The organism is Chroococcidiopsis cubana SAG 39.79 (assembly GCF_003991895.1).
GTDB classification, from domain to species: domain Bacteria; phylum Cyanobacteriota; class Cyanobacteriia; order Cyanobacteriales; family Chroococcidiopsidaceae; genus Chroococcidiopsis; species Chroococcidiopsis thermalis.
In genome coordinates, this window is the sequence record NZ_RSCK01000080.1 from 1 (window position 1) to 23,292 (window position 23,292).

A 23,292-nucleotide genomic window follows, 5' to 3' on the forward strand; every position below is an offset into this window, starting at 1 on the left:
GAGTATGCCTTCATTTTTATCTGGGCAGAATACACAACATTACTATTAATCGTACCTCAGTAGACTAGGAATTGCTCTAGACCTGGGACGCGATGCTTTTTATCGAGAAACCTTTGGCAACGAGTATCTATTTACCGATGTCGTTGGTGTTTTAGATGGTCCCATCAATCTCGGCAGCGTTGCTAAAGCAGTTTTGGCTTTGAAGGGAGAAGCAACAACTAACCTCCAGATTCCCGTAGATAAAGATGTCACGGCGGGAGGACGCACATTTGATGCCGGCACAGTCCTGAATACTGGTTTAGATGTCCCTAAAGGTTCCCTATTTCCCTTGGGAATGGTGACACATATTGACAATGCAAAACCTCGCGTCGGCATTAGCTGTGCGTTGTGTCATGCTACTGTTAGCGATAAAACTGGGCGCGTTCTAGAAGGGGCAATCAATACAGATATCAATCTCGGTGCGCTGCTGGCGCTAGCGAGTAACTCAGCCGCACTCTTTCGCCAAACAGATGTCAACCCAACCAAAATTACCACGGGTCAGCATACTTACATCAATGCTGAAGGAGAAAACGCATACCTTCCAGATGCAAAAATCCTGGAAGATGAAGTAGACGCTGCGATGCTGTCTTGGATTCCTGGCAACTTTGTCTCTAACGGCGACCTCAAGAATAATTCAGCCCAAGTTCCAACTTCTTACACTCACGGCGCTTGGCCCTATGCGTGGAGTGGTGTTGCTTCTATTGGCTGGTTCCACGGACTAACAACTTTGAACAATGCCGTATTCGGCGTGAATGCCGACCCAGCAACCACAGCAGATGCAGCCGAGGCTCTTGCAGGGATTGATAAAGATACCTATTTGGGGGCAATGCTACAAAATGCATCTAATCCTAAATATCGTTTACCAGACGCAGTTAAACCATCAGAATTCTTTGACAAGATCGATCCGACACCAGGGGAACCAGGCTTCAACGAAGTGATTCGGATGCCAGAATATCCCAAGGCTTCGCTGTTCATGCAAAATGGGTTAATGGCAGCCTCGCCAGGATACCAAGTAGCAGAACAAATCAATGCCATGTCTGCGTATCAGAATACATTAGCACCACCTCCCCACGAAGCTGCCGATCTGGAGACACTCAAACGCGGTGCGGCAGTTTTTAACAAAGCTAATTGCGCCCAATGTCATAGTGGTAGGTACTTCACCAATCACAGAGTGATTGCCCAAAAGGAAGTCAAGACGCAACCAGCACGGGGACCAGCTTCATCTGGTTTTGCGACTAAGTTGTTCGTACCACCCGACACTTATCCACCAAACGTACCCGTACCTCTACCACCCGATCCGCCAGTGCTACCAGTACCAACGGATATCACACCCCAGGAAGACATCGAACTTGCCTATGCTCAAAGCGATCCGACTGGTGGTTACAAAGTTCAAAATTTAATTGGACTTTACCTGAGTGCGCCTTACTTGCATGATGGTGGAGTGGCAGCTGGCGCAGCAGCCTTTAAACAAAATGCTGATGGTAACTATGAAATTAGCGATCGCTCGCAGTTGGGTGTAACAGGCACTTTGATGCAGGGTATTTTACCCAATCCAGAAGCAAGTTTAAGAGCATTACTCGATCGCGATTTACGTGAACCGATGCTAGCGGCTAACCGCAACAATTCTGACTTGCAGCGATCGAACGTCAGTGGTGAAGGACATGCCTACTGGGTCGATCGCGCTGCTGGTTTCACGACTGGCGACCAAACCGACCTAATTAAATTCTTGTTGTCAATTGATGACGATCCAGCAGTGCTACCGAAATCATCTAGATGATAACAAACAGGAGCAGTAATTCATATCTGCTCCTGATCTACTGAGTATTAAACCCAGATTTGAACATTTCAAACAAACTGTAGCCACCTACAAATAGGGAAATTAAAATCGACGTAGTGAGAACGGCTGCGATCGAGCAAACCACTAAACCACCTAGACTAATAGCACCATCATCATCTAGTAAACCAAATCCGGTGATAAAAATGCCAATTGCAGGTAAGGTGTTTGTGCCAGGAATGGGAATCATCATGGAGACAGCCATCAAAGCGATCGCAATTCCAATTACTACTCTTCCTACCAAGCTGGTACAAACATAGGTCAGGCGAGGACGAGATATTGATTCAATCCGCCTTAACCAGGGAAGACCTCGATCTAGAATAGCTCGAATTTTCTCCAATTGAATCGGGCGATCGGCTAACCATTGCGGTAGCCAAGGACGCTGAGATCCTATTGCTAGCTGAATCGCCAATAGGAAAATGAGCAACCCAAAGGGGATAGAGTAACCAGGTGCGGGAACTGGCAAGGCAGAAGGTAGGGAAAGCAAAACGAACAAAAAGCCAAATATTCTCTCCCCTGCTATAAGCAGCAGCTCCGCTAGTGTAACCTGGGGTGGGCGTTCTGCTTCTAAAAAGAACTGATGCAATTCTACAGAAAGTCGAGCCATAAAGTAATATCTACGTCGAGCGAACAAAAAGATTCTATTTGGTTCAAAGCAATTACTTCTTCTTAGATCTGAATTCTACACAGTGAATTGCTTCTTTAGTCATAGCAATTGTAGGCTGCACGGCACACTTTAGGTAAGGATTGTGAGAAAAAAAACGACACTTTCTGCAAGGAATTTGAGAAGACATACCTTCAAACATATCTTCTATATCTTCCCTAGTAACCGCCCACCTTTTTGAATACATTAAAAAACAGATTAAACCGCTGATAAAAATAAGCCCTATCGATACTTCAGAGAAAGGATGATTAACCGTGACCTCCTCTGTTTTTATATTGTTAGGTTGCGCTTCGCTAACAATAATCTGACTTGCGTTAGCTTTCTCTGAAAATAAGTTTTTCAAAGAATCATCGGAAGACATATACTTTCCTCCAGCAATTGATGACTTACAAAATTTATTCAAACAAAATTTTCTAAAATTTAAAAACTTATACCTACAGGCATAACGATAGATAGAGGACGATATCTCTACTATTAGTTTTATTTGGCGATCGCTTCGCTCTACCAGAAGATATAAATTTAAAAAAACTATACTGGTCGATGCAATTTATTGCAAATTGCCGATTTTTGCTCTCATGCCTCATCAGATTGCGATCGTCAAAAAAAATGGATGAAACGACTCTTGGAATGCCAATTACATATTATCGATCGCCACTTGCTAAATGTTTGTCATTTTTCAGTCACAATTGACTTTCAGGCTGATAAATATATCCCAAAGTAGAGAGCAGAGCGCCTGCTTACCTTAAGAAACGATGAAACTAAATGTGAATCTAGGGTGGATATTTTTTGGTTGTACTTTATTAATTGGTATGGCTCTGCCTGCTAGTTCTCAGCAGCCACAGCAACAACAGATAGAGCGGATGGAAGGCTACTTAGCAACGCCTCAACAGTTAAAATTTGACGAATCGCTACTGAAGCAATTAAACTTACCAGCGGGATTTAAGATTAATGTATTTGCTAAAGATCTTGGTAATCCGCGCAATTTAGCAATTGCTCCTGACGGCACAATTTATGTCACTCGCCGCGAAGAGGGCGACATTTTGGCACTTCGAGACAGCAATAAGGACGGACGCGCTGACACGCAGCAAACTGTTGCGTCGGGTTTTCCCTACGCAAATGGCATTACCATTCGCCAAAATCGTCTCTACTTTGTTACGGATCGAGAGTTGTATGTAGCAGATTTACGACCAGGCGGAAAAATTAGCAAACCGCAACAACTCATCGGTGACTTACCCGATGGCGGACAGCACCCAAATCGTACTCTTGCCTTTGGTCCTGATGGGGCGCTTTATGTTTCAGTTGGTAGTTCTTGTAATGCCTGTGACGAGTCTAACGAAGAACACGCGACGATGCTGCGAGTGCAACCAGATGGTAGCAAGCGGACGATTTTTGCACGGGGATTGCGAAATACGATTCCCTTTGGCTGGCATCCACAAACAGGGGAGTTTTGGGGTCTAGATCACGGTACTGATTGGCGCGGTAACGACCAACCGCCAGAGGAACTGAACTTAATTCAAGCCGGACAACATTATGGCTGGCCCTTCTGTTGGGGCGATCGCCAACCAGATGTATATTTATCAGCAGATCCCGAAGGTACGACCAAGAAAGAATTTTGTGCCAAGACCGAACCGCCCGTTCTAACTTACACTGCTCATAGTGCGCCTTTAGCGATGGTATTTTATACAGCTTCACAGTTTCCCGCCGAATATCGCAATGATGCCTTTGTCACCATGCGCGGTTCGTGGAATCGCAATCCTCCTGTAGGATATAAAGTCGTGCGATTGCGTTACGAGAATGGCAAACCAGTGGCTTTTGAAGACTTTATTACTGGATTTCTCAATGACAAGAAATCGACACAGTTTGGTAGACCAGTTGGCATTGCTACAGCTCCAGATGGTTCTCTACTATTTACTGATGATACGAATGGTGTAATTTATCGCGTCTCCTACACGGGTAACAAGCAGGCAACTCATCAGCAGTAAAACAGGAATCATAAATCTGTCATTTTCTCATCATATTTTGCCGTCACACTAATAACTAGTTACAATTACGCACAATTGTAACAAAGCTAGCTAGCAGCAAATTGCACTTAGTTGTTAGTCTTGATGGGTAATTGTAAATGAAAGCTAAATTTTACTTATCAATTACTCATCAATTTTTTCTTTAAGTTTTTTGATTTCAAAGTTAATTTGAGTAGGAATACTCAAACAGAGTAGGTTTAATGCTATTAATAATGCGATTTGTTTTCAATATCTAGAAAATTTTTTATAAAAACATACTTTTAGGATTGTAGTCACGACAGTTTCTTGCCTCTTTTGTTAGCACGATTGTTGGGTGTACTGCACACTTGAGATAAAGATTGTTAGAAAAGAAAAGACATTTCCTACAAGGAGACTGAGAAAAACTAGCAGTCTCGATAATATCTTCCAGATCTTCCTGCGTAGCTGCCCATGACTTAGACAGCATAATGAAACAAATAATACAGATCAGAAGTACAATACCCAAAGATAGGTTAGTAACTATAGGTTTGTTCTCAACTTTCTCAGTTTTGACTCCCTCTGACTCTACTTCACTAACAACTATCGACTTGAAGTGAGTTTCTGCTGCTGCTAACCTTTGATGCTTAAATACATCTTCTGAATACATATAGTTTTCTCCAGCCCTGAATGACTGCGATCGCATCCATTAGCGACACAGCTCTAAAATTCGTTATCAAAAATAGTTAGGGCTGGCGATATTCACTAAATCCAATCTAACAAATATTTAGAACATTAGCAAAATTATCATCCCAAAGATAGAATTGACTCTTCTATCGATGTTAAATCATCTCGCTTCTAACCAGCGTTTTTTGCTCACTATTCTTTTCTGTCATTTTCTCATCACAATTTAGCTACACACTAATAGTAGCTGTTACAGTTTTAACGCTGTAATTAAGTGGCTGGCGGCAATTTGCACTTAGTTGTATGACAGCGGCTATAGATAATTGAAAATCACCAATCGTTCAATTAATAATTAGCCGTTCGTTATTTTTTAACAACATCAACTATAAGCTGACTGAATATCTATGAAAATATTTTTTCATAACTGTATCTTCCGTCAACACAACTTAAAATGGAAAAATATGATGAAAAGATGAGTGGACGATGATTCGCACTTAGTATAGGATTGTTAGATATTTAGTAATTAAAAATTGAATTTTTTGAACTCAGATCGCTCTTTTATTTGCTACTCTTTTATTTAAAAACATATAAACAAGATTGAGAGTATTATTTATGATAAGCCTCATTCTCAGTTGGTTAGTCACGACTATTAGTTTTTTAATTATCGCTCGATTACCTTTTTTGGGGATTGAGATTGATAACCTTGGTAAAGCAGCAATAGCTGCCGCTGTATTTGGCATTCTGAATGCTATTTTACTGCCCGTGCTAACCATTCTTGCTTTGCCATTTATTCTGATTACATTAGGGTTATTCTTGTTTGTTGTAAATTCCATTATTTTTGAATTAGCTGCGGCTATAGTGCCAGGGTTTCGCTTACGTTACGGCTTTTGGAGTTCTACAATGGGTTCGCTGGCTCTAGCAGTTATTAACTCTATCCTCATGGCAATTGTGCCACCAATTATTTAGAGCAAGATAATAGAGAATTCAAAATCGATAAAACTGAAGTTTTCACAAAATAAAGATTACTCGATTTCTAAACAAGGCTTATGAGAATTCGCTCTCTACTCAAAGTAAATAAATGGTTTGTCGTTGGGTTTTTACTCACAATCGTGTTAGCTATTGGTCAACCATTACTGCTAGCACAGGCGCAGACTTCTACAGCCATATCGCAAGTATCGCCTGCAATCCAGCAGTCCCGTCCCGTAGCTTCACCCAAAGAAGAACTGAGCGCCAATCCAGCACAATTACCACCATTACCATACGAATACAATAGACCTCCTGCGTGAATACTTGAATTGTCATCCACACGCGAAGCGAAACATCTGGGAGATTCTTCACTACACTGCGTTGCGTACCCTTCGGGAAGGCTTCGCCAACAGAATGACATCCATGATTTTTTGATTCATGCAGGAGGTCTATTGCTTTGGAAAAAGCCATTGATGCCAAAACCATGAAGCTGCATCATGACGAGCATCATGCAACTTATGTCGAAGAGCTGAATAGCGCCCTGAAAAAGTATCCCGATCTACGTAACAGAAGCGTAGAAACGATGTTGCGCGATTTGGATGGCATACCAGAAGCAATCCGCACTACTGTACAAAATAATGGCGGCGGTCATCTCAACCATACAATTTTTTGGCAAATTATGAGTCCCAAAGGAGGGGGACAACCCACAGGACAAATTGCTCAAGAAATTAACAAAACCTTCGGTAGCTTTGAAAAGTTTAGAGAACAATTCAATGCAGCAGGAGGCGATCGCTTTGGTAGCGGTTGGGTTTGGCTGGTGCGTAATGCTAAAGGACAACTGGAGATTACGAGTATGCCAAATCAAGACAATCCCATTATGAAAGATCGGTATCCAATTATGGGTAATGACGTATGGGAACACGCTTACTACCTGAGATACCAAAACCGTCGAGCGGAGTATTTAAATAATTGGTGGAATGTTGTTAACTGGGAAGAAATAAACCGCAGATGGCAAGCTTCATCACAACAGCAATAGGAGTCAGATCCCAATGCGAAGCTTATTAATGAAAAATCCATTGACGATCGGAGTCTCATGGATTGGGCTATATCTGTTACTCATGGTTTTACCTCTACTGATTCTGCTGTTCTACCCTCCCACACCCAGTGACACGCGAACTTTTTGGATTGAGTTTTCTGTCGCTCTCGGTTTCATCGGGTTAGCAATGATGGTGCTGCAATTCGCCTTAACTGCCCGTATTAACCGTGTGGAAGCTTCTTATGGAGTTGACCTGATCCTCCAATTTCATCGCTATACTTCTATCGTTGCTTTCGGTTTTATTCTGCTGCATCCGGTGATTTTGTTTATCGACCAGCCGGAGACATTACAACTTCTTAACTTTTTTCAGGCTCCCTGGCGAGCTAGATTTGCCGTTATCGGAACGCTGGCTTTGATCGTGCTGATTGTCACTTCTATCTGGCGCAAGCAACTCAACATACCTTACGAGCCTTGGCGGATTCTGCATGGAATTATGGCAGTTCTTGCAGTTGGTTTCGGTCTAGCACATGCTCTTGGTGTGAGTTACTATCTCAGCTTGTTCTGGAAAGCAGTTCTTTGGGGTGGAATTGCTCTTGTCGCCTTGTGGCTGTTGGTTTATATCCGCTTGGTGAAACCTTGGATGATGTTGAGAAAGCCTTACTTGGTAGAAACAGTCACTCCCCAAAGAGGCGACGTTTGGAATTTGGTACTGCGTCCTAGAGGACATGAAGGATTGCGTTTTCAACCAGGTCAATTTGCTTGGATTACCTTGCAAATTTCACCGTTTCGGATGCGGGAACACCCGTTTTCCTTTGCTTCGAGTGCGGAAAAGCCCGATCGCATCGAATTTGGGATTAAGGCATTAGGAGATTTTACCAAGACAATCAAAGATGTCAAACCTGGCACTAAAGCCTTTCTTGATGGTCCCTACGGTGTTTTTACTAGCGATCGCTACGAGAATACAGCAGGGTTTATCTTCATTGCTGGTGGAATTGGCATTACACCAATTTACAGCATACTCCTGACTCTAGCCGATCGCAATGACGAACGACCGTTAACTTTAATCTATTCCAGCAAGACTAGGGAGGATATTACCTATCGCGAAGAAATTGAAGCACTCAAAGACAGATTAGATCTAACAGTCATCCACGTTCTAAGAGAACCGCCAGATAATTGGTCGGGAGAATCGGGATATGTAGATAAAGAGCTATTAAAACGCTACATTCCTAAACGTCCAGCTACGCGCAATTATTTTATTTGTGCTGCACCAAAAATGATGGATCAAGTCGAGCAAGCGCTGCACGATCTAGATGTACCCGTAACTCACGTTCATATGGAACATTACAATCTTGTTTGAAAAAGTCAAAAGTTAAGCGGGCGATTGGCGAAGCGTCTTCGCCAATATTAGCCGCGTAAAAGTTAAAAGTCAAACCGGTAGTAACTACAACTACCAATTACTAATTACTAATTACCAATTACCACTTTTGTCATGCGTTACAGTATCATGCTTCAGCTAGTTACTGGAATTGCCTTTATTCTGGTTGTTAGTGCAGCCATGTTTGCTTGGTTGCAATATCGTCCTGGTTCAGAACAGGGAACTAACTCGGAGATAAACAGTGTAGAAAAATGGATTGCTATTAACAATATGTATAGCAATAGTTAAGTGAAAACTCATTCTGCTTTGCTATGTTCGCCAAATAATTACAAACAATCGTTCTGGTCGCCGCTGGTGCTGGCTAGAAAAAGCTATAGCCATTATTGGTTTAATCAATTTAATCTTGGTCTGTTTCAATTTAAGTTACATACCTTGGCGAGACTTTTATTTGCAAACTGTTCCTAGGAACGGGATTAGTATTTGGCGAAGTCGTGGATTTAAATATTTTCCCTAGTAGCAGATACTAAAGAGGAGTCAGGAGTCAGAAGTCGGGAGTCAGAATGGCTACTGTACGACACGGCGATTGACTTGAGGGGTACAAGAACTGAGCCAAATCAATGAGTTTGGTGCTACGCGGCTTAATGCGTGAATCGCATTCACGCACCGCCCGCTGACAAATATGAAGAGGAGTTTGAATCTCACCGAGAGTATTTCTCCTGACGACTGGCATCACGGCTCCTGGCTCCTATTCAACGATTCGATAGCTGACTAACATTCGTATTTCTTGACGAGATAGTTTTAGTTCTTGAGCTAGAGTAGCTTTTAACCGCTCGATATCTGTAGTTGGAAACTCCAATTCTAATTGTTTAAGAGCGGCATCAATAGTTTTGATTTCGATTTTAGTTGCTCCCTGTTTTTTGTCAATCTGAGCTAAAATTCCTTGCACGCTGAATTTAAGTTGTCCCTGAATTTGCGTGCCAGATTGCAATCCGGCTTGAGAGGAGAAGCCCAGTTCACGAGCGAGTATAGTTTGAAGCGCGTTTGAGTCTACAGTGGGAAATGCAAATATCAATTTCTTGAGTGGGGATTTGGTAGTTTCAATCTCAACTTCAGTCAACTCTAATTCTTTCTCGATTTCGGCTTTGATTACTGTTGCCTTAATTGGTAGCTGTACTTGTAAATGAGAATTCTCAGCTTGTAGCTTATCTAACCCCACAAAGGAAAGGCTTAGCACATTGTTTGTGAGTTGTTCGCCAAACAGCCCAAAAGCCATTAGGAGTAGCGGTAGCGGTAGCAGAAATCCTAACCTGAAACTAGGAAGTTTGAGCAACCAGTGAAACATAGGTACGATTCGGCTCAGCTAGGTGAAGTCACGAGTCAATTTGGTGGGTGTTGTAACGATTGAACGGGTACTGCTTGTATCAGTATTTCCCTAGAGGGTAGGTTTGAGAATCTGACTAGTGGAGGATATGCCGCTTTAGATGAGCTGGAAGATGCAGGTTGGTTTTTGGCAGGAGCAGCAATGCAACCGATTCGAGAAAGTTACGAACAACTCCAACGTTTCACCTCAGGCAGTGATGAATCTGCTGAGTAACGCCTTTAAGTACACCCCAGTGGGCGGTAGCGTGCAATTGCGACTGTTTACTCGTTTCGATCGAGCCGCGATCGCAGTTGAGGATAGGGACATCGGCATTCCCGAATCAGATTTACCCTATATCTTCGATCGCTTTTGTCGTGTCGATCCCAAGCGATCGCGCAAAACTGGCGGTTTTGGATTGGGTTTAGCGATCGCCCAGCAGATCGTTCGCGCTCACGGCGGTTATATTAATCAAAAGTGTCTGCGAACAAGGTTCTACTTTTCAAATTCAACTCCCGCTCGCTTAGATGCGATCGTTTTCTTGTCATATTCGATGAAGCTAAATTTGCCAACCCAGAGTCTCAGCAATCTGATTTGCTAGCTGTAATGGATCGAAAGGTTTAGCGATCGTTCCAACAACACCCAAGCGAGCGTAGCTTTCACGGTCAACAGGCTGTACTTTGGCAGTTAGCAAAATTACAGGAATCGCTTGAGTGGCTGGATTCTCTTGTAGCTCCCGAAACAAAGCAATTCCATCTAGATCGGGCATCATTACATCTAACAAAATGGCATCGGGCTGTTGGGTCTGTGCCTTTTGCAAACCCTCGCTGCCCGATTGTGCCGTTAATACTGTCCAACCTCCTAGTTTTCTCAAACACGTCTCAATCACTCTAGAAAGGCGTTGTTCATCGTCAATTAGAAGAATGCGTTTGGATGGCATTTGAATAGGGAGTGGGGAGTGGGGAGGTAGTGGGTGGTTGGGGATCTTTACTTGCTGGAGATGACAAATTGTTCTCACAGCGGTTTTCAATTGGGTGAAATATACGCCTGGTAGGGGCGCACAGAGAAAGCGCCCCTACAAATGTCATCCACACAATCGAGAATTGCTATCACAATTAATTTGTTCTCAAGATTAATAGTATCGATCGCCCGTTTTTCTCTGTCGCGCGGACTAAATACAGCAAGTTCTAATAGGCACTTTTTGCTACAGCGAAATCGCGACCGCCCTTACTCTTGAACCAGTGGGATTGTAAAGTAGAATGTGCTGCCCTGTCCTAAAACGCTTTCAGCCCAGATCTGCCCGCCGTGTAGTTGCGCGATCGTGCGACAAATGGCTAGACCCAAACCTGTCCCGCCTCTTTGTCGAGAGTCTGATGCATCAACCTGCTCAAACCGTTCAAAGATAGTTTCTAATTTATCGGCAGGAATACCGCGTCCAGTATCTTTGACAGTAAATAAAAGTTCGGGAGTTGGTGATTGGTAATTGGTAATTGGTAATTGGTAATTGGTGGTTGTGTTTTCTCCCCCAACTCCCCCAGTCTCCCCATCTCCCTTGTCCCCACTCCCCACTCCCCACTCCCCACTTCCCAGTTCTGCACTCAACCAAACCGTTGCACCTGGGGGCGAGAACTCGATCGCGTTGCTTAATAAATTAACTAGAATTTGAATTATCCGGTCGGGATCGATGTAAATTCGCATCGATAGCGGTGACAAGGACAGTGTAATTTCGTTCTCTTCTGCAACAGGTTGGAGGCTTTCGACAGCTTGGCGCATAGTTGCAGCAGCATCGCACCACCGTTTAACTAAAGTCAGTTTGTTGGATTCTAGCCGCTCTAAGTCGAGAATGTCATTCACCAAACGTATCAAGCGTTCTGTATCAAGCGAGGCAATTTCTAACATTTCTTGGGCTGTTTCTGGCTCGTTGAGCAGTAGTCCGGCAGAAAGTAACCCGACAGCACCGCGAATTGAAGCTAAAGGCGTGCGTAATTCGTGGCTGACAACAGAGATAAACTCGCTTTTCATTTTTTCTATGGCACGAATTTCGGTGATATCTTCGATCGTGCCAACATAACCGATCGCCTCACTACGGGAAAAGAGCGGCGCTACCTTAACTCGACCAAATCGGACTGTTCCATCCCGATGCAAATAACGCACTTCCCCACAGAATTCTTGATGCGCTGCCACTGCTGGCAACCATTGCGACCAAAGCTGCCTTGTATCATCAGGATGGATAAACCGTCGCCAGCCAGTTTCCAATGCTTCCTCAACCGTAAAGCCACAAATTTCCTGAGCGCGAGAATTGGTGTAGGTGCAGTTTCCTTGAGAATCTAATTTAAAAATGCCTAGGGGTAAAGCTTCGTTGAGAAAACGCACCTCAGCTTCGCGGCGGCGCAGTTCTTTCTCAGCTAGCTGGCGATCGCTGATATCATGAAAAGTTACTACGCCTGCGGTTACGTTACCTGCTGCATTACGGATGGGTGCAGAGCTAACAAGCATTGTCCCCCGCGTACCATCCCCAGCCAAAAAATCGATTTCTTCTTCGATGACGACTTCCCCACTCAGGATCGATCGAGCTAGGGGCCACTCTTGCGGGTTGTAGGGTCGCCCGTCCTGGTGAAACCCCTTATATTCGCAATACTGCTCGACGTTATCGGCAACCAGGAAAGAATGTCGCCAGATCTGCTCTACTTGTTGATTTCCCAAGATCAGCTTACCGGAAGGAGCTTCGGCAATAATCACTCCCGCAGGCATTTGCCGCAACACTGTTTCCAGCAATCCCCGTTCTGTCTGCACCTGCTGTAAAAGTCGCAGATTTTCGATCTCCGCTCGCTTGCGGGAGGTGATATCGCTATTGACTAAATAGTAAACGACACAAATGAGTGCTAAACTTAGGAACAAAAGAATTAAAAATGCTTGCGTTGTCAGTTGGGAGATCGCTCTGTAATCTCTAATCCGACGCTCTAATAATCGATTCTCTTCTTGCTCCATCTCGTTAATCAAAGCACGAATAGCATCCATTTGCTGTTTGCCCTGACCGGAAAAGATAACCTGCACTGCTGGCTCAAACCCTTCATTGCTTCGCAAGGCAATAGTTTTCGCCATCAAACCTAGTTTTGCCTCGATCTGTCGTTCGAGCAATTCGTACCGACGCTGTTGCTCTGGGTTATCTGCGATCGATACTTTAAGTTGCTGGAGTTGTGCGTCAATTTGAGCGATCGCCGCGTCATAAGGTTCTAAATAACGTCGATCTCCCGTGAGTAAGTAGCCCCGTTGTCCTGTTTCGGCATCCGCCATGTTTGCGAGTACCGTTTCCAGTTCCAACAGCACCTCATGAGTATGTTGCAGCCAACGGCTTGCTACGTTCTGCCTCAGCGGAATTTGTACCAAGATCGCCCCAGTAATGCTGGCTGTTGTTAATAGCGCCACAAAGCCGATGGAAATCTTGCTGAGGACAGACAGTTTCATAGGGAGTGGGGAGTTGACTCAACTTCTGGGCTGTTGCCGCAAGCGGATGCCTTCTAGACGATTCAAGAGCCGAGTTATCAGTTCGGGTGCGACAATCGGTTTGCAGATATAGTCATCTGCACCAGCCATAAATATCTGGTGAATTAAATCGGCATTTTCTCGCTCTAATAGCATTAGAATTGGTAGATTTTCCCATCGCGGGTCATGGCGTACTACTTGACAAAGTTCAATTCCGCTAAACTGTGGCATAGATATATCTAAAACTAGCAGATCTGGCACTGCGGTTCTCAGTAGTTCCCAAAAGCGTTGCGGTTGGGCTAGAGTTGTCACTTGCAACCCCCAAGCAGGTAGTAGCTCGACGAAAGTTGCTAGAATTTGGGGATCGTCATCGACAACCAGGATTTTAGCTTCTGGAATGGGAGGGGGATCGATGACCTGAGCGATCGCGTTGAAAACCTCACTGATGGAAATGGGTTTGTGTAGAAAAGCGCGTCCGCCTAAACGAGTAACTGTAATCCGGTCAGTCAAACTATCGCGCACGGTAAATGCTAACACGGGAATGGAAGAGTTTTGCTCGTCCAGTTCTGCTAAAAGCTTGAGTCCATCCTCAGTATCTTCATTAAAGCTTAAATCTAACAAAATGGCATCGGGCGGGTTTTGGGCGATCGCCCTTCTACCATCTGCCAAAGTCGTTGCTATTTCTAGATTGAATCCAGCCGCGACTGCCGCTAGTCGTAGTTGGTTGACGAGAATGCGATCGTCATCTATTACCAGCAGTCGCGCCGAAGCAATTCTTGGTGAAGTTGGGGCAATTGGCATAGGGATTGCGACCAAAGCTTGCTTGAGTAACTCTACAAAATACTGTAATTGTCGTGTTGCTGTCTGCCGCAACGCCATTTCACCTTGCAGTAATAGCTCGATCTGCTGTGCCGCTTCAAATCCTTGCGATAAACCTAGAGAGCCTAACGAGCCAGCTAATTGATGAGCATGTCTTTCAGCTTGTCGCCGCAGTTCTCGTTCCAGCGTTCCGGCAGATAATTGGGCAATGACTTGCTCGAACAATGCTGTCTCCTCATTGAGGCTGGCTCTAATTTCCTGCAAAACCTCAGCCGCGACAGCCATAACTTCCAGCTGCGCTGGACTTGGTTCGATTTTGATTGGCAATACAGGCGAGCCTTGTACGGATTGCTCTAGATCGAGTGGAGATCCCAACTGGTAGCCTACGCCATAGATCGTCTCAATTATCTCTACTTTGACACCAGCTGCTTTCAACTTCTGCCGCAGTCCCTTCATGTGTGCTGCAACCGTCCCTGCTTTGGCAGACTCCGTCGCCGTCCACAGCCGATCTAAAATTACGTCTTTACTGAAGATCCGTTGTGGATTTTCTAAAAAAAGCTGTAGTAATCTAAATTCTTTTGCGGTTAAATTCAGCGGCTTTCCTTGCCAAGTGACTCTGCGGGTATTGGGAAACAGTCGCAAAGCTCCCCAAGTCAGTGCAGGAGAAACAAATTGTTCTCGTCGCCGCAGCAAAGCGCCCACGCGAGCAACTAACTCTGCTGAGTCGAAGGGTTTGACTAAGTAATCGTCCGCGCCTGCATTCAATCCAAAGACGCGATCGCTGACACTAGCTTTCACAGATAACAGCAAAATCGGCAATTGATAGTTCTGTTCCCGCAGGTAGCAACACAGACTGATCCCATCTAATCCAGGCAGAACCACATCGGCGATCAGCAGGTCATATTCGTAAGACTGCATCAGTTGAATTGCCTTTTCGCTATCAGCAGCCACTTCGACTACATACTGGTGTTGTGCAAGTATTTCTATGATTTTTGCTACCGTATAGCGATCGTCTTCTACTAGCAAAATTTTCATCAGCACCCTTGCTTCGAGTAAAGAGTAACTACCACTTCAGATCGAGAAAGAAATTGCAGGTTTGGCGATTAACTACCTCGTACAACCTCAAATTTCTCAGCAAATAAAGTTACCTTGCAGCTAAAAGATTTTAATTTTCCTCTTGTTGAGTCGAATATACTACCATAGATAGTTTTTTAACACAAAAAATATGCCTTTTAGTTACAATCTATAAAAATGAAGCAATTTTGAAGAAAACTTCTAATTTTTGTATAGAGAGACTAGTATGATGTGTACACGAGCTGCAAACAACGCACCGTGCTGACCCAAAAATCCGAACCTGATTAATTTTTGAGTGAGTCGATCGTGTATAAACCCGATAACCCAACACCTCAAATTCACAGAGTTTTAGTAGTTGACGACATTGCCGACAACTGTTTACTGCTGCAATCTTTTTTAGAGGAAGAAGGCTATCAAGTGGAAACTGCTGATAGCGGTCGCGCAGCCCTTAGCTTAATCGAAACTTTTCGACCGCACTTAGTGTTATTGGATGTGATGATGCCAGAAATGGATGGCTTGGAGGTGACTCGACATATCCACCAAAATGTCAACTTACCCTTTATTCCAATTTTATTAGTTACAGGCTATGACTGCGTGGAGCCAATTGAAGCATTCGGTGCTGGGGCGCTTGGTTTTATTCTAAAGCCAATTAATTTCGATGCACTTTTAAATCATATCCAGCATATCTTGCCGCTCAAACATTCTTCTTTATTTGAATAGTCAATATAGGAATTATTTTATGCAAGACTTTCTACAACATGAATTACATGTAATGCTAAAAAACTTAGACCTCACACGTCGATGTGCGCTATTAGTAGAGTCGTGCGGTAAAATCTTACAGAAATATGATGATTTGTCGTTACAAAAGAACGGTCGTATTATTGAAGGTTATAGCGAGTTCATCCAGAAGCAAGCGGATAAGTTATTAATGTATATTCAGTTAGCACAGTTGGAAAATTTTTGTTCGGAAGATCTATCTCAGCAAGCCACACAAGCGCAAGCAGAAGCAAAAAAATCATACCTCCAAGCACTTGAAATTTATCTAGAGACAATGCAAACAAGAATAGATGCACTTTCCTCGCACCTCTAGTACTTGCTTACTTTAGAACTCAAACTGCCAACTGGTTAATTAATCCAAGGTAGGATAGAGCAGCTAAAATAACCACCTAAACCTAGTCCCGCTTGTACAAGCCCAACAGGGGGGCGAGAATTGCCCCGAAAACGAAACCCCCAGCGTGCGCCCAGTAAGCTACACCACCGCCTACAGAACTGGGAGCTTGGAGGCTAGCAATGCCGTAGAAAGCTTGCTGAACGAACCAAAACCCCAGAAAAAACATAGCGGGGATGCGGATCGTCGTGATGAAAAAGCCCAAGGGAACTAAGGTGAGAACTTGGGCGCGGGGGAAGCGGAGTATGTACGCACCCAGAACGCCAGCGATCGCGCCACTAGCACCCAGAGCAGGAATCGGAGAATTTTGAGAAAAAAACCACTGAGCCAATGCTGCCAAAGCGCCACAAGTTAGATAGAAAAATAAAAATTTGATATGACCCAATCGGTCTTCAATATTGTTACCAAACACCCACAGAAATAACATATTTCCGGCTATATGTAAAAAACCGCCGTGCAAAAATTGGGATGTAAACAGTGTCAACCATTCTGGTATGGGTTGCGCGGAGATTTGAGGACAAGTGTTGGAGATTTGGCAAGGCACGACTGCCGCAGAGCGGAAGAACTCTTGTAACTCTTGCCTATTCAGACTCAACTGATAAATAAAAACGGCGATATTTGCAGCAATTAACCCATAATTGACATACGGGGTAATTGTTGTGGGATTATTATCTCGCAGGGGAACCACGGGTGTTTCAGTTTGACAGAATTGTGACAAGTTTGATTCTGCTTATTTCCTAATTTGAACTTTGAATGTGACTAGAAAATGACAATATGGCTGTTATTGGTCATTCGTCATTTGTCATTTGTCAAAAGTAGATATTGGTAACTGGTCACTGGTCACTGATAACTGGTCACTGATATCTGTCACTTTCTCATCACATTTTTAGTCAAGATTATAGATAATAACTTCGGCGATCGCACTTGAGTTCGCATGAGTTATTTGTTGCTATTACTCACCCGAAGATTTATGCTGTACTTTCTACTCACTTGGATAGCCGCTGCTATCTCACTTTTGATTACAGCCTATGTCGTCCCTGGTTTTACGGTGAATAGTTTTACCACAGCATTAATTGCTGCGGCAATTTTAGGACTAGTTAATGCGCTCGTGCGCCCAATTCTGATAATTTTGACTTTACCATTCACGCTGTTAACGTTTGGTCTATTTCTTTTTGTTATTAATGCCCTGATGTTGTGGCTGGTAGGTTTTATTACCCCTGGTTTTGTTGTAACTGGCTTTCTACCTGCCTTGTTAGGTTCGATCGTACTGACACTAGTTGCTACTGTGTTAGGTCAATTAGTCACAAACGTGAGATGAAGTTGCCGATCTACCTCAAGTTGAATCGCCAGTTGCAAGTATTATTCCTGACTCATCGCTGAAGACATTTCCGATTCATTTCGATCGCTTACTACAGCCAGGGAGTTGCCTAGATGCAAAATCAAAACTCTCCTTCTCTACCAGCGAATATATCGCGACAAGAACTACAGGAGATAGTGCGATCGCAATTGCTGGTACTGCTAGAACAAGAAGACTTGCGGGGAGCTAAAGCTTTACTCGTACCCGTACAGCCTGTAGATATTGCCGCTGTCATTACAGAATTACCAGCTGTAAAACAGGCGATCGCTTTTCGCTTGTTGTCTAAAGATGAAGCGATCGAAGTTTACGAGTATCTCGATTCCAACGTACAGCAAGCTCTGATTGAAGAATTTAAGCAGCAAGATGTCCTCGATATTGTGGATAAGATGTCCCCCGACGATCGAGCGCGACTGTTTGACGAATTACCTGCTAAGGTTGTCCGGCGTTTACTGAATCAACTCAGCCCTACCGAACGCCAAGCTACTACCCTACTTCTAGGTTACAAACCTGATACTGCTGGGCGGATTATGACCCCAGAGTATATTGCACTCAAGGAAAGTTTGACAGTTGCCCAAGCCTTAGAACGGGTTCGCCGTTTGGCAGACGTGACTGAAACCATTTACTATCTGTATGTTACCGATGAGTTTCGTCACCTTACTGGTGTCCTGACCTTACGCGCTTTATTAACTGCTGGCTCAGAGCAAACTGTGGCTGATGTGATGAAACGGGAGGTAGTTATTGTCCGCACAGATACCGATCGAGAAGAAGTAGCCAGGATCGTTCAGGATTATGACTTTGGGGCACTGCCTGTAGTAGATACAGAGCAGCGTCTAGTTGGCATTATCACTGTTGATGATGTCCTCGATGTTATCGAGCAGGAAACCACAGAGGATATTTATGCACTAGGCGGTGTCGAGTCTGGAGGCGATAAATATTTCCAAACAACCAACTTATTTCAAATTGCTCGAATGCGGGTGAAGTGGTTGTTTATTCTCTTGTTTGCTAATACAGCTACTAGTGCCGTTATTGCTAACCAAGAAGAAATTATCGAACGAGTAGTTGCTTTAGCTGCATTCATTCCCTTATTGATTGATGCGGGTGGTAATGTCGGAGCGCAGTCTTCAACAGTCGTGATTCGCGGTTTGAATCTGCGTGAAGTTAGCGTCAAAAAAGCTCTGAGTGTAATTACCAGAGAAAGTTTGGTTGGGCTGCTGCTGGGGGTAATGCTAGGACTAGCGGTGGTTGTATGGGCTTACTTTTTAGAAAATAGTTGGGAAGTGGCGATCGCGGTTGGAGTTAGTTTGCTGGCGATTACTTTGTTAGCCTCCGTTTCCGGTTCTGCCCTCCCTTTTTTGTTTAGCAAGCTGAGTTTAGATCCAGCTTTGATGTCAGCGCCATTTATTACATCCGTAGTTGATGTTTTAGGTGTTTCAATCTATCTTTGGGTAGCAAGGGTAGTTCTGCAATTGTAGGTTTGACTGAGAAGGTTAGGCATTAAATCTATGTGAGGATTAAACACGAATTATCCTCACTCGCATAAAAATATCTATCCTGGGTTAGAACTTTTTTTCTAGTAAAGAAGAGTCAGAACTCAGAAGTCAGATTATAGCTCAACACCTCTCGGTTCGTGGTTCATTAAACACTCTAAAAAAAATAAATTTTTATCTTTATGCTGTCATTTTCTCATCATTTTTGATTGTAATGCTAAAGAAAGCTGAACAAAAGATAGCTAAACAAAAATCAGTTAATTTTTGACCATTTGCCATAGTTTATGGCGCTATTAACTACTTTTAGAAACATTTGAGGGAACGCTCGTGAACGCAAAACCTATTCAGCAGATTTTTGTTGCGGTCGGCATCGCTACCGTAGCTGTGTTAGCAGGCGGATTGTCAGCCCAAGCTCAGACTGCTAATTCCAATCCTACTCAAGACACGAAAGTTTCAACTTCGGCTGCTGCACTCAGAAATGACTCGGCAAATTCAACAGTGGCTCAAGTTGACCCTACATACCCCAGCACTCAACCAACTACCCCCACTACAGAACCACCTGCAACTACACCCGAAACTACACCAACTCAAACCACACCAGGTGCAATTGAACCAGGTAGAGCTACTCGTGGTGGTTCCAGCTATGTTGGAGTTGGCGGCAACATCGGTCTAGGCGGTGGCGACACGGCTTTGGGTATCGGCAACTTCACAGTTATCAGCAAAATCGGATTCACGGAAGCTGTCTCTGTCCGTCCTGCTGTGGTATTTGGGGACAACACTACCTTTCTGATTCCAATTACTTATGACTTTACCGTGCAACCTACAGGAGCAGCGACAGAAGCAATATCTAGTTTTGCACCCTACGTAGGAGGAGGTTTAGCGATCGCCACAGGAGACAACAGCGATGTAGGACCAATGCTTACTGCTGGTGCTGACGTACCTCTAGGCGATCGACTGACAGCCAATGCTGGTGTGAATGTCGGCTTCTTTGACAGTACTAGTGTAGGACTGACGATCGGTGTTGGTTACAACTTTGAAGGATTGTAAGAACTGTCGAGTTGTCATATTGTCATCATTTTTGGTTTGAAAACTAGAAGCAGATTGTTAATGCCGCTCCTCGCTGGTGGAGAGAAATTAAGCTCAAAAAGCGTTTTCTGCAAAGACTCGCCCGCCAGCACCTGCCCCACTAGCAAAACTGTAAATTTGTGTTGTTGTAAAACTAGCTCGATTGGATGGAGGGAAATATACTGACTATGCAGCAACGACGGATGCTACAGTTACTCGTAATCTGTATTAGTAGCTTAGTATTTGTCGGCTGCACTCAACAGCGTCAGTTTGGCACGGACAACCAAACAGAATCTACTCCTGGCGTGCGGATTTTACAACGGCAACTTGACGTTCCCTACGTACCGACACCTCAGCCTGTGGTAGAGCGAATGCTAGAAATTGCCAAAGTCAACCGCAACGATGTAGTTTATGACCTCGGTAGTGGTGATGGACGGTTGGTCATTACCGCAGCACAAAAGTATGGTGCTAGGGGTGTGGGTATAGATATTAATCCCAGGCGCATCCAAGAAGCAAATACCCACGCAAGAGAGGCTAGAGTTACTAACTTGGTAGAGTTTCGTCAACAAGATTTGTTTAAAGCAGATTTGAGCAATGCCACGGTAGTCACTCTCTACCTTTTACCTGCTGTCAATCTCAAGCTGCGCTCGAAATTGCTCAGAGAACTCCAGCCAGGAACTCGGATTGTCTCCCACGCTTTCGGTATGGGTGATTGGAAACCTCAAAGAGTTGAACGAGTGGGTGGCAGAACCATTTACTACTGGGTCATACCCGATCGCGTGCCGAAAAATTTCCACTCTCAAAACAATCCTGACAAAGCACGAACAGAAGATACTTCCGCACCAGTCCACTACCTAGCATGAGACGCAAACAACACAGTCAAGCTGCGATCGCCAAAGTCGCCTCTCCAAAACCATCGCTGGCATTTGTCGATGCAGTTGCCCTGATTGTAGGGATTGTCATTGGCGCGGGGATTTTTGAAACCCCTGCTCTAGTTGCTGCTAATGTCAGTAGTAATGCAGCACTGATGCTAACTTGGCTGGTAGGAGGTGCGATATCTCTGGTCGGAGCATTGTGTTATGCAGAGCTGGCAACGGCATATCCTCATGTGGGAGGGAACTACTATTACCTCAAGCGCAGCTTCGGGCAGAGAGTAGCTTTTTTGTTTGCCTGGGCGAGGATGACAGTTGTTCAAACTGGTTCAATTGCGCTTTTGGCATTTGTTTTTGGCGACTATGCCTCTAGAATCTTAGGTTTGGGTACGTTTTCTGCCTCAGTTTATGCAGCAGGTGCAATCGCTCTGTTCACGACTCTCAATATTTTTGGTCTGCAACAGGGCAAGCGGACGCAAAACTTACTTACGGTTGCTACGGTGCTGGGATTGTTACTCATAGTCATTATCGGCATCGCCTTTGCTACCCCTACTTCAATTCCCGCTACAGAATCAACCAACTCTGGAGGCTGGGGATTGGCAATGCTATTTGTTTTGCTATCCTACGGCGGTTGGAACGAAGCAGCTTACATCTCAGCCGAGATTCAGAATAGACAACGCAATATTGTCCGGTCGTTGCTCTGGAGTATCGGCATCATTACAGTTATTTATTTTCTAGTCAACTTAGCTTACCTTAAAGGGTTGGGATTAGAGGCAATGGGACAGTCTCAAGCAGTAGCAGCAGATTTGATGCAGCAAGCCTTGGGCGATCGCGGTGCAATAATTATTAGTCTGCTCATAGTCATTGCCAGTTTGGGTTCGCTCAACGCCACAATTTTCACTGGCGCACGCTCCAACTATGCTTTGGGGCAAGATTTTCCCCGACTGAGTTTTCTTAAATTGTCTGGGTCACGTAGTTCTCCTACTGGTGCAATGCTTGTACAGGGAGCGATCTCCATAGCGTTAGTGGTACTAGGCACGCTGACTCGTAGAGGCTTTGAAACGATGGTAGACTTTACCGCTCCCGTATTTTGGTTCTTTTTTCTCTTAACTGGAATTTCGCTGTTGGTACTGCGGATGCGAGAACCCGACGTTCAGCGTCCATTTCAAGTCCCGCTTTATCCTTTGACACCCCTACTTTTTTGTGTAGTCTGTGCCTATCTGTTTTATTCCAGTTTGGCGTACACGGGCATAGGGGCGATCGCGAGCATTTTGGTGGTAGGACTCGGTATCCCGTTGTGGCAATGGCATCAAAGCAATTAGCAATTAGCGATAGTTGATTTTTTACAAACACAAGTGAAAGGAGTGCGGCTCGTGCAATTACAAAAAATGCTACTAGGAATAGTTGCAAGTACAAGCGTTGTCAGCTTGGGCATAGCTGGATGCACGCCACCCGAACTAAAAGCTGAGGCACAAACACCGACTTCGACAACTCAATCTCCAGCAACAGCTCCGACAACTTCACCCCAGGAATATCAGTCCAGTATTCCCTACGTTCCAACACCTCAACCTGTTGTAGATGCAATGCTGAAAATAGCAAATGTGGGCAAGGATGACATAATTTACGACCTGGGTAGCGGTGATGGGCGAATTCCGGTGACGGCTGCCCAAAGATATGGAGCGCGAGGAGTTGGTATAGAGATCGATCCAGAACTTGTTGCACAGGCGAATCAGAATGCCAAAGCAGCAGGAGTGAGCGATCGCGTCCAGTTTCGCAACTCAGACTTATTCAAAACCGACATGAGCGAAGCAACAGTAGTGACGCTCTATCTACTGACAGAGAACAACATCAAACTGCGTCCCAAGCTGTTGCAAGAACTCAAACCAGGTACTCGCATTGTTTCTCACAACTACGGCATGGGCGATTGGAAACCTGAAAGAGTCGAGCAAGTAGACGGCAGAACGATTTACTTGTGGACTGTACCTGAAAGGGAGCAGAGGGGCAGTGACCAGCGACCAGTGACCAGTGACCAGTGA

22 protein-coding genes and 2 pseudogenes are annotated in these 23,292 nt (G+C 44.4%); 16 read left to right on the forward strand and 8 right to left on the reverse strand.

Features of this window, described 5'->3' with window-relative positions:
• Positions 1-70: 70 nt before the first annotated feature.
• Positions 71-1,816, forward strand: coding sequence for a hypothetical protein (locus DSM107010_RS28905; RefSeq protein ID WP_373425479.1), 1,746 nt, complete (start codon positions 71-73; stop codon positions 1,814-1,816).
• 37 nt (positions 1,817-1,853) lie between these two features.
• Here DSM107010_RS28905 and DSM107010_RS28910 read toward each other — a convergent pair whose 3' ends face one another.
• On the reverse strand, positions 1,854-2,480 hold the full coding sequence (locus tag DSM107010_RS28910) for an exopolysaccharide biosynthesis protein (RefSeq protein ID WP_015156216.1): 627 nt from the start codon (positions 2,478-2,480) through the stop codon (positions 1,854-1,856).
• A gap of 52 nt (positions 2,481-2,532) precedes the next feature.
• On the reverse strand, positions 2,533-2,898 hold the full coding sequence (locus DSM107010_RS28915) for a hypothetical protein (protein WP_106168132.1): 366 nt from the start codon (positions 2,896-2,898) through the stop codon (positions 2,533-2,535).
• 391 nt (positions 2,899-3,289) lie between these two features.
• Here DSM107010_RS28915 and DSM107010_RS28920 point away from each other — a divergent pair, with 391 nt between their 5' ends.
• A complete protein-coding gene (locus DSM107010_RS28920) occupies positions 3,290-4,519 on the forward strand; it encodes a PQQ-dependent sugar dehydrogenase (protein WP_106168133.1) in 1,230 nt (409 codons plus the stop codon).
• A 283-nt stretch (positions 4,520-4,802) separates the two neighbouring features.
• Here DSM107010_RS28920 and DSM107010_RS28925 read toward each other — a convergent pair whose 3' ends face one another.
• Complete coding sequence (locus DSM107010_RS28925; protein WP_127024541.1) at positions 4,803-5,183, reverse strand: hypothetical protein; 381 nt, start codon at positions 5,181-5,183, stop codon at positions 4,803-4,805.
• Between the two features lie 626 nt (positions 5,184-5,809).
• On the opposite strand from DSM107010_RS28925, the gene DSM107010_RS28930 reads away from it, so the two are divergent.
• The 5 genes and pseudogenes from DSM107010_RS28930 to DSM107010_RS40185 all read left to right on the forward strand — a co-directional run bounded on the left by DSM107010_RS28930 (position 5,810) and on the right by DSM107010_RS40185 (position 8,862).
• A complete protein-coding gene (locus tag DSM107010_RS28930; RefSeq protein WP_106168135.1) occupies positions 5,810-6,163 on the forward strand; it encodes a phage holin family protein in 354 nt (117 codons plus the stop codon).
• 80 nt (positions 6,164-6,243) lie between these two features.
• Positions 6,244-6,483, forward strand: a complete 240-nt coding sequence (locus DSM107010_RS28935; protein ID WP_181246389.1) for a hypothetical protein — start codon at positions 6,244-6,246, stop codon at positions 6,481-6,483.
• Between the two features lie 134 nt (positions 6,484-6,617).
• Positions 6,618-7,199: pseudogene (locus DSM107010_RS28940) on the forward strand (superoxide dismutase); the annotation flags it as partial.
• Between the two features lie 13 nt (positions 7,200-7,212).
• Positions 7,213-8,556, forward strand: a complete 1,344-nt coding sequence (locus DSM107010_RS28945; RefSeq protein WP_181246390.1) for a ferredoxin reductase family protein — start codon at positions 7,213-7,215, stop codon at positions 8,554-8,556.
• 132 nt (positions 8,557-8,688) lie between these two features.
• On the forward strand, positions 8,689-8,862 hold the full coding sequence (locus tag DSM107010_RS40185) for a hypothetical protein (protein ID WP_015156209.1): 174 nt from the start codon (positions 8,689-8,691) through the stop codon (positions 8,860-8,862).
• A gap of 457 nt (positions 8,863-9,319) precedes the next feature.
• Here the strand turns inward: DSM107010_RS40185 and DSM107010_RS28950 are convergent, their stop codons facing one another.
• Positions 9,320-9,916, reverse strand: coding sequence for a hypothetical protein (locus DSM107010_RS28950; RefSeq protein WP_106168137.1), 597 nt, complete (start codon positions 9,914-9,916; stop codon positions 9,320-9,322).
• A 226-nt stretch (positions 9,917-10,142) separates the two neighbouring features.
• On the opposite strand from DSM107010_RS28950, the pseudogene DSM107010_RS28955 reads away from it, so the two are divergent.
• Positions 10,143-10,458 (forward strand): annotated as a pseudogene (locus DSM107010_RS28955) (sensor histidine kinase); the annotation flags it as partial.
• Positions 10,459-10,490: 32 nt separating this feature from the next.
• Here the strand turns inward: DSM107010_RS28955 and DSM107010_RS28960 are convergent.
• The 3 genes from DSM107010_RS28960 to DSM107010_RS28970 all read right to left on the reverse strand — a co-directional run bounded on the left by DSM107010_RS28960 (position 10,491) and on the right by DSM107010_RS28970 (position 15,268).
• A complete protein-coding gene (locus tag DSM107010_RS28960; protein ID WP_015156206.1) occupies positions 10,491-10,871 on the reverse strand; it encodes a response regulator in 381 nt (126 codons plus the stop codon).
• A gap of 287 nt (positions 10,872-11,158) precedes the next feature.
• Entirely contained in the window at positions 11,159-13,396 is a 2,238-nt protein-coding gene (locus DSM107010_RS28965) for a CHASE3 domain-containing protein (RefSeq protein ID WP_199755806.1), read from the reverse strand.
• An 18-nt stretch (positions 13,397-13,414) separates the two neighbouring features.
• A complete protein-coding gene (locus tag DSM107010_RS28970; protein WP_106167691.1) occupies positions 13,415-15,268 on the reverse strand; it encodes a response regulator in 1,854 nt (617 codons plus the stop codon).
• 345 nt (positions 15,269-15,613) lie between these two features.
• On the opposite strand from DSM107010_RS28970, the gene DSM107010_RS28975 reads away from it, so the two are divergent.
• Both DSM107010_RS28975 and DSM107010_RS28980 read left to right on the forward strand, forming a co-directional pair.
• The gene (locus tag DSM107010_RS28975) at positions 15,614-16,027 is read left to right on the forward strand and encodes a response regulator (protein WP_015156203.1); all 414 of its coding nucleotides are present in this window, start codon (positions 15,614-15,616) and stop codon (positions 16,025-16,027) included.
• 52 nt (positions 16,028-16,079) lie between these two features.
• Positions 16,080-16,397 (forward strand): hypothetical protein, encoded by a 318-nt coding sequence (locus DSM107010_RS28980; protein WP_148125939.1) that lies wholly within the window; start codon positions 16,080-16,082, stop codon positions 16,395-16,397.
• 82 nt (positions 16,398-16,479) lie between these two features.
• Here DSM107010_RS28980 and DSM107010_RS28985 read toward each other — a convergent pair whose 3' ends face one another.
• Entirely contained in the window at positions 16,480-17,163 is a 684-nt protein-coding gene (locus DSM107010_RS28985; protein ID WP_106167693.1) for a rhomboid family intramembrane serine protease, read from the reverse strand.
• Positions 17,164-17,445: 282 nt separating this feature from the next.
• On the opposite strand from DSM107010_RS28985, the gene DSM107010_RS28990 reads away from it, so the two are divergent.
• The 6 genes from DSM107010_RS28990 (at position 17,446) to DSM107010_RS29015 (ending at position 23,292) form a co-directional block, all read left to right on the forward strand.
• On the forward strand, positions 17,446-17,793 hold the full coding sequence (locus DSM107010_RS28990) for a phage holin family protein (protein ID WP_041463372.1): 348 nt from the start codon (positions 17,446-17,448) through the stop codon (positions 17,791-17,793).
• A gap of 113 nt (positions 17,794-17,906) precedes the next feature.
• Entirely contained in the window at positions 17,907-19,304 is a 1,398-nt protein-coding gene (mgtE, locus tag DSM107010_RS28995) for a magnesium transporter (RefSeq protein WP_106167694.1), read from the forward strand.
• Positions 19,305-19,646: 342 nt separating this feature from the next.
• On the forward strand, positions 19,647-20,366 hold the full coding sequence (locus DSM107010_RS29000; RefSeq protein ID WP_106167695.1) for a hypothetical protein: 720 nt from the start codon (positions 19,647-19,649) through the stop codon (positions 20,364-20,366).
• Positions 20,367-20,572: 206 nt separating this feature from the next.
• On the forward strand, positions 20,573-21,247 hold the full coding sequence (locus DSM107010_RS29005; protein WP_106167697.1) for an SAM-dependent methyltransferase: 675 nt from the start codon (positions 20,573-20,575) through the stop codon (positions 21,245-21,247).
• Positions 21,244-22,578: an APC family permease gene (locus DSM107010_RS29010; protein ID WP_106167698.1), complete on the forward strand. Its 1,335-nt coding sequence runs from the start codon at positions 21,244-21,246 to the stop codon at positions 22,576-22,578. Before DSM107010_RS29005 ends, DSM107010_RS29010 begins: the two co-directional genes overlap by 4 nt.
• 51 nt (positions 22,579-22,629) lie before the next feature.
• Positions 22,630-23,292: an SAM-dependent methyltransferase gene (locus DSM107010_RS29015; RefSeq protein ID WP_106167701.1), complete on the forward strand. Its 663-nt coding sequence runs from the start codon at positions 22,630-22,632 to the stop codon at positions 23,290-23,292.

Bases quoted from the DNA above. Each gene is read 5' to 3' on its own strand.
- DSM107010_RS28990 (WP_041463372.1), top strand. From the start codon at position 17,446: ATGCTGTACTTTCTACTCACTTGGATAGCCGCTGCTATCTCACTTTTG.
- DSM107010_RS28930 (WP_106168135.1), top strand. From the start codon at position 5,810: ATGATAAGCCTCATTCTCAGTTGGTTAGTCACGACTATTAGTTTTTTA.
- mgtE (WP_106167694.1), top strand. From the start codon at position 17,907: ATGCAAAATCAAAACTCTCCTTCTCTACCAGCGAATATATCGCGACAA.
- DSM107010_RS28965 (WP_199755806.1), bottom strand. From the start codon at position 13,396: ATGAAACTGTCTGTCCTCAGCAAGATTTCCATCGGCTTTGTGGCGCTA.
- DSM107010_RS28910 (WP_015156216.1), bottom strand. From the start codon at position 2,480: ATGGCTCGACTTTCTGTAGAATTGCATCAGTTCTTTTTAGAAGCAGAA.
- DSM107010_RS28920 (WP_106168133.1), top strand. From the start codon at position 3,290: ATGAAACTAAATGTGAATCTAGGGTGGATATTTTTTGGTTGTACTTTA.
- DSM107010_RS28945 (WP_181246390.1), top strand. From the start codon at position 7,213: ATGCGAAGCTTATTAATGAAAAATCCATTGACGATCGGAGTCTCATGG.
- DSM107010_RS28960 (WP_015156206.1), bottom strand. From the start codon at position 10,871: ATGCCATCCAAACGCATTCTTCTAATTGACGATGAACAACGCCTTTCT.
- DSM107010_RS28915 (WP_106168132.1), bottom strand. From the start codon at position 2,898: ATGTCTTCCGATGATTCTTTGAAAAACTTATTTTCAGAGAAAGCTAAC.
- DSM107010_RS28980 (WP_148125939.1), top strand. From the start codon at position 16,080: ATGCTAAAAAACTTAGACCTCACACGTCGATGTGCGCTATTAGTAGAG.
- DSM107010_RS29010 (WP_106167698.1), top strand. From the start codon at position 21,244: ATGAGACGCAAACAACACAGTCAAGCTGCGATCGCCAAAGTCGCCTCT.
- DSM107010_RS28935 (WP_181246389.1), top strand. From the start codon at position 6,244: ATGAGAATTCGCTCTCTACTCAAAGTAAATAAATGGTTTGTCGTTGGG.
- DSM107010_RS28925 (WP_127024541.1), bottom strand. From the start codon at position 5,183: ATGTATTCAGAAGATGTATTTAAGCATCAAAGGTTAGCAGCAGCAGAA.
- DSM107010_RS28950 (WP_106168137.1), bottom strand. From the start codon at position 9,916: ATGTTTCACTGGTTGCTCAAACTTCCTAGTTTCAGGTTAGGATTTCTG.
- DSM107010_RS29005 (WP_106167697.1), top strand. From the start codon at position 20,573: ATGCAGCAACGACGGATGCTACAGTTACTCGTAATCTGTATTAGTAGC.
- DSM107010_RS40185 (WP_015156209.1), top strand. From the start codon at position 8,689: ATGCGTTACAGTATCATGCTTCAGCTAGTTACTGGAATTGCCTTTATT.
- DSM107010_RS28970 (WP_106167691.1), bottom strand. From the start codon at position 15,268: ATGAAAATTTTGCTAGTAGAAGACGATCGCTATACGGTAGCAAAAATC.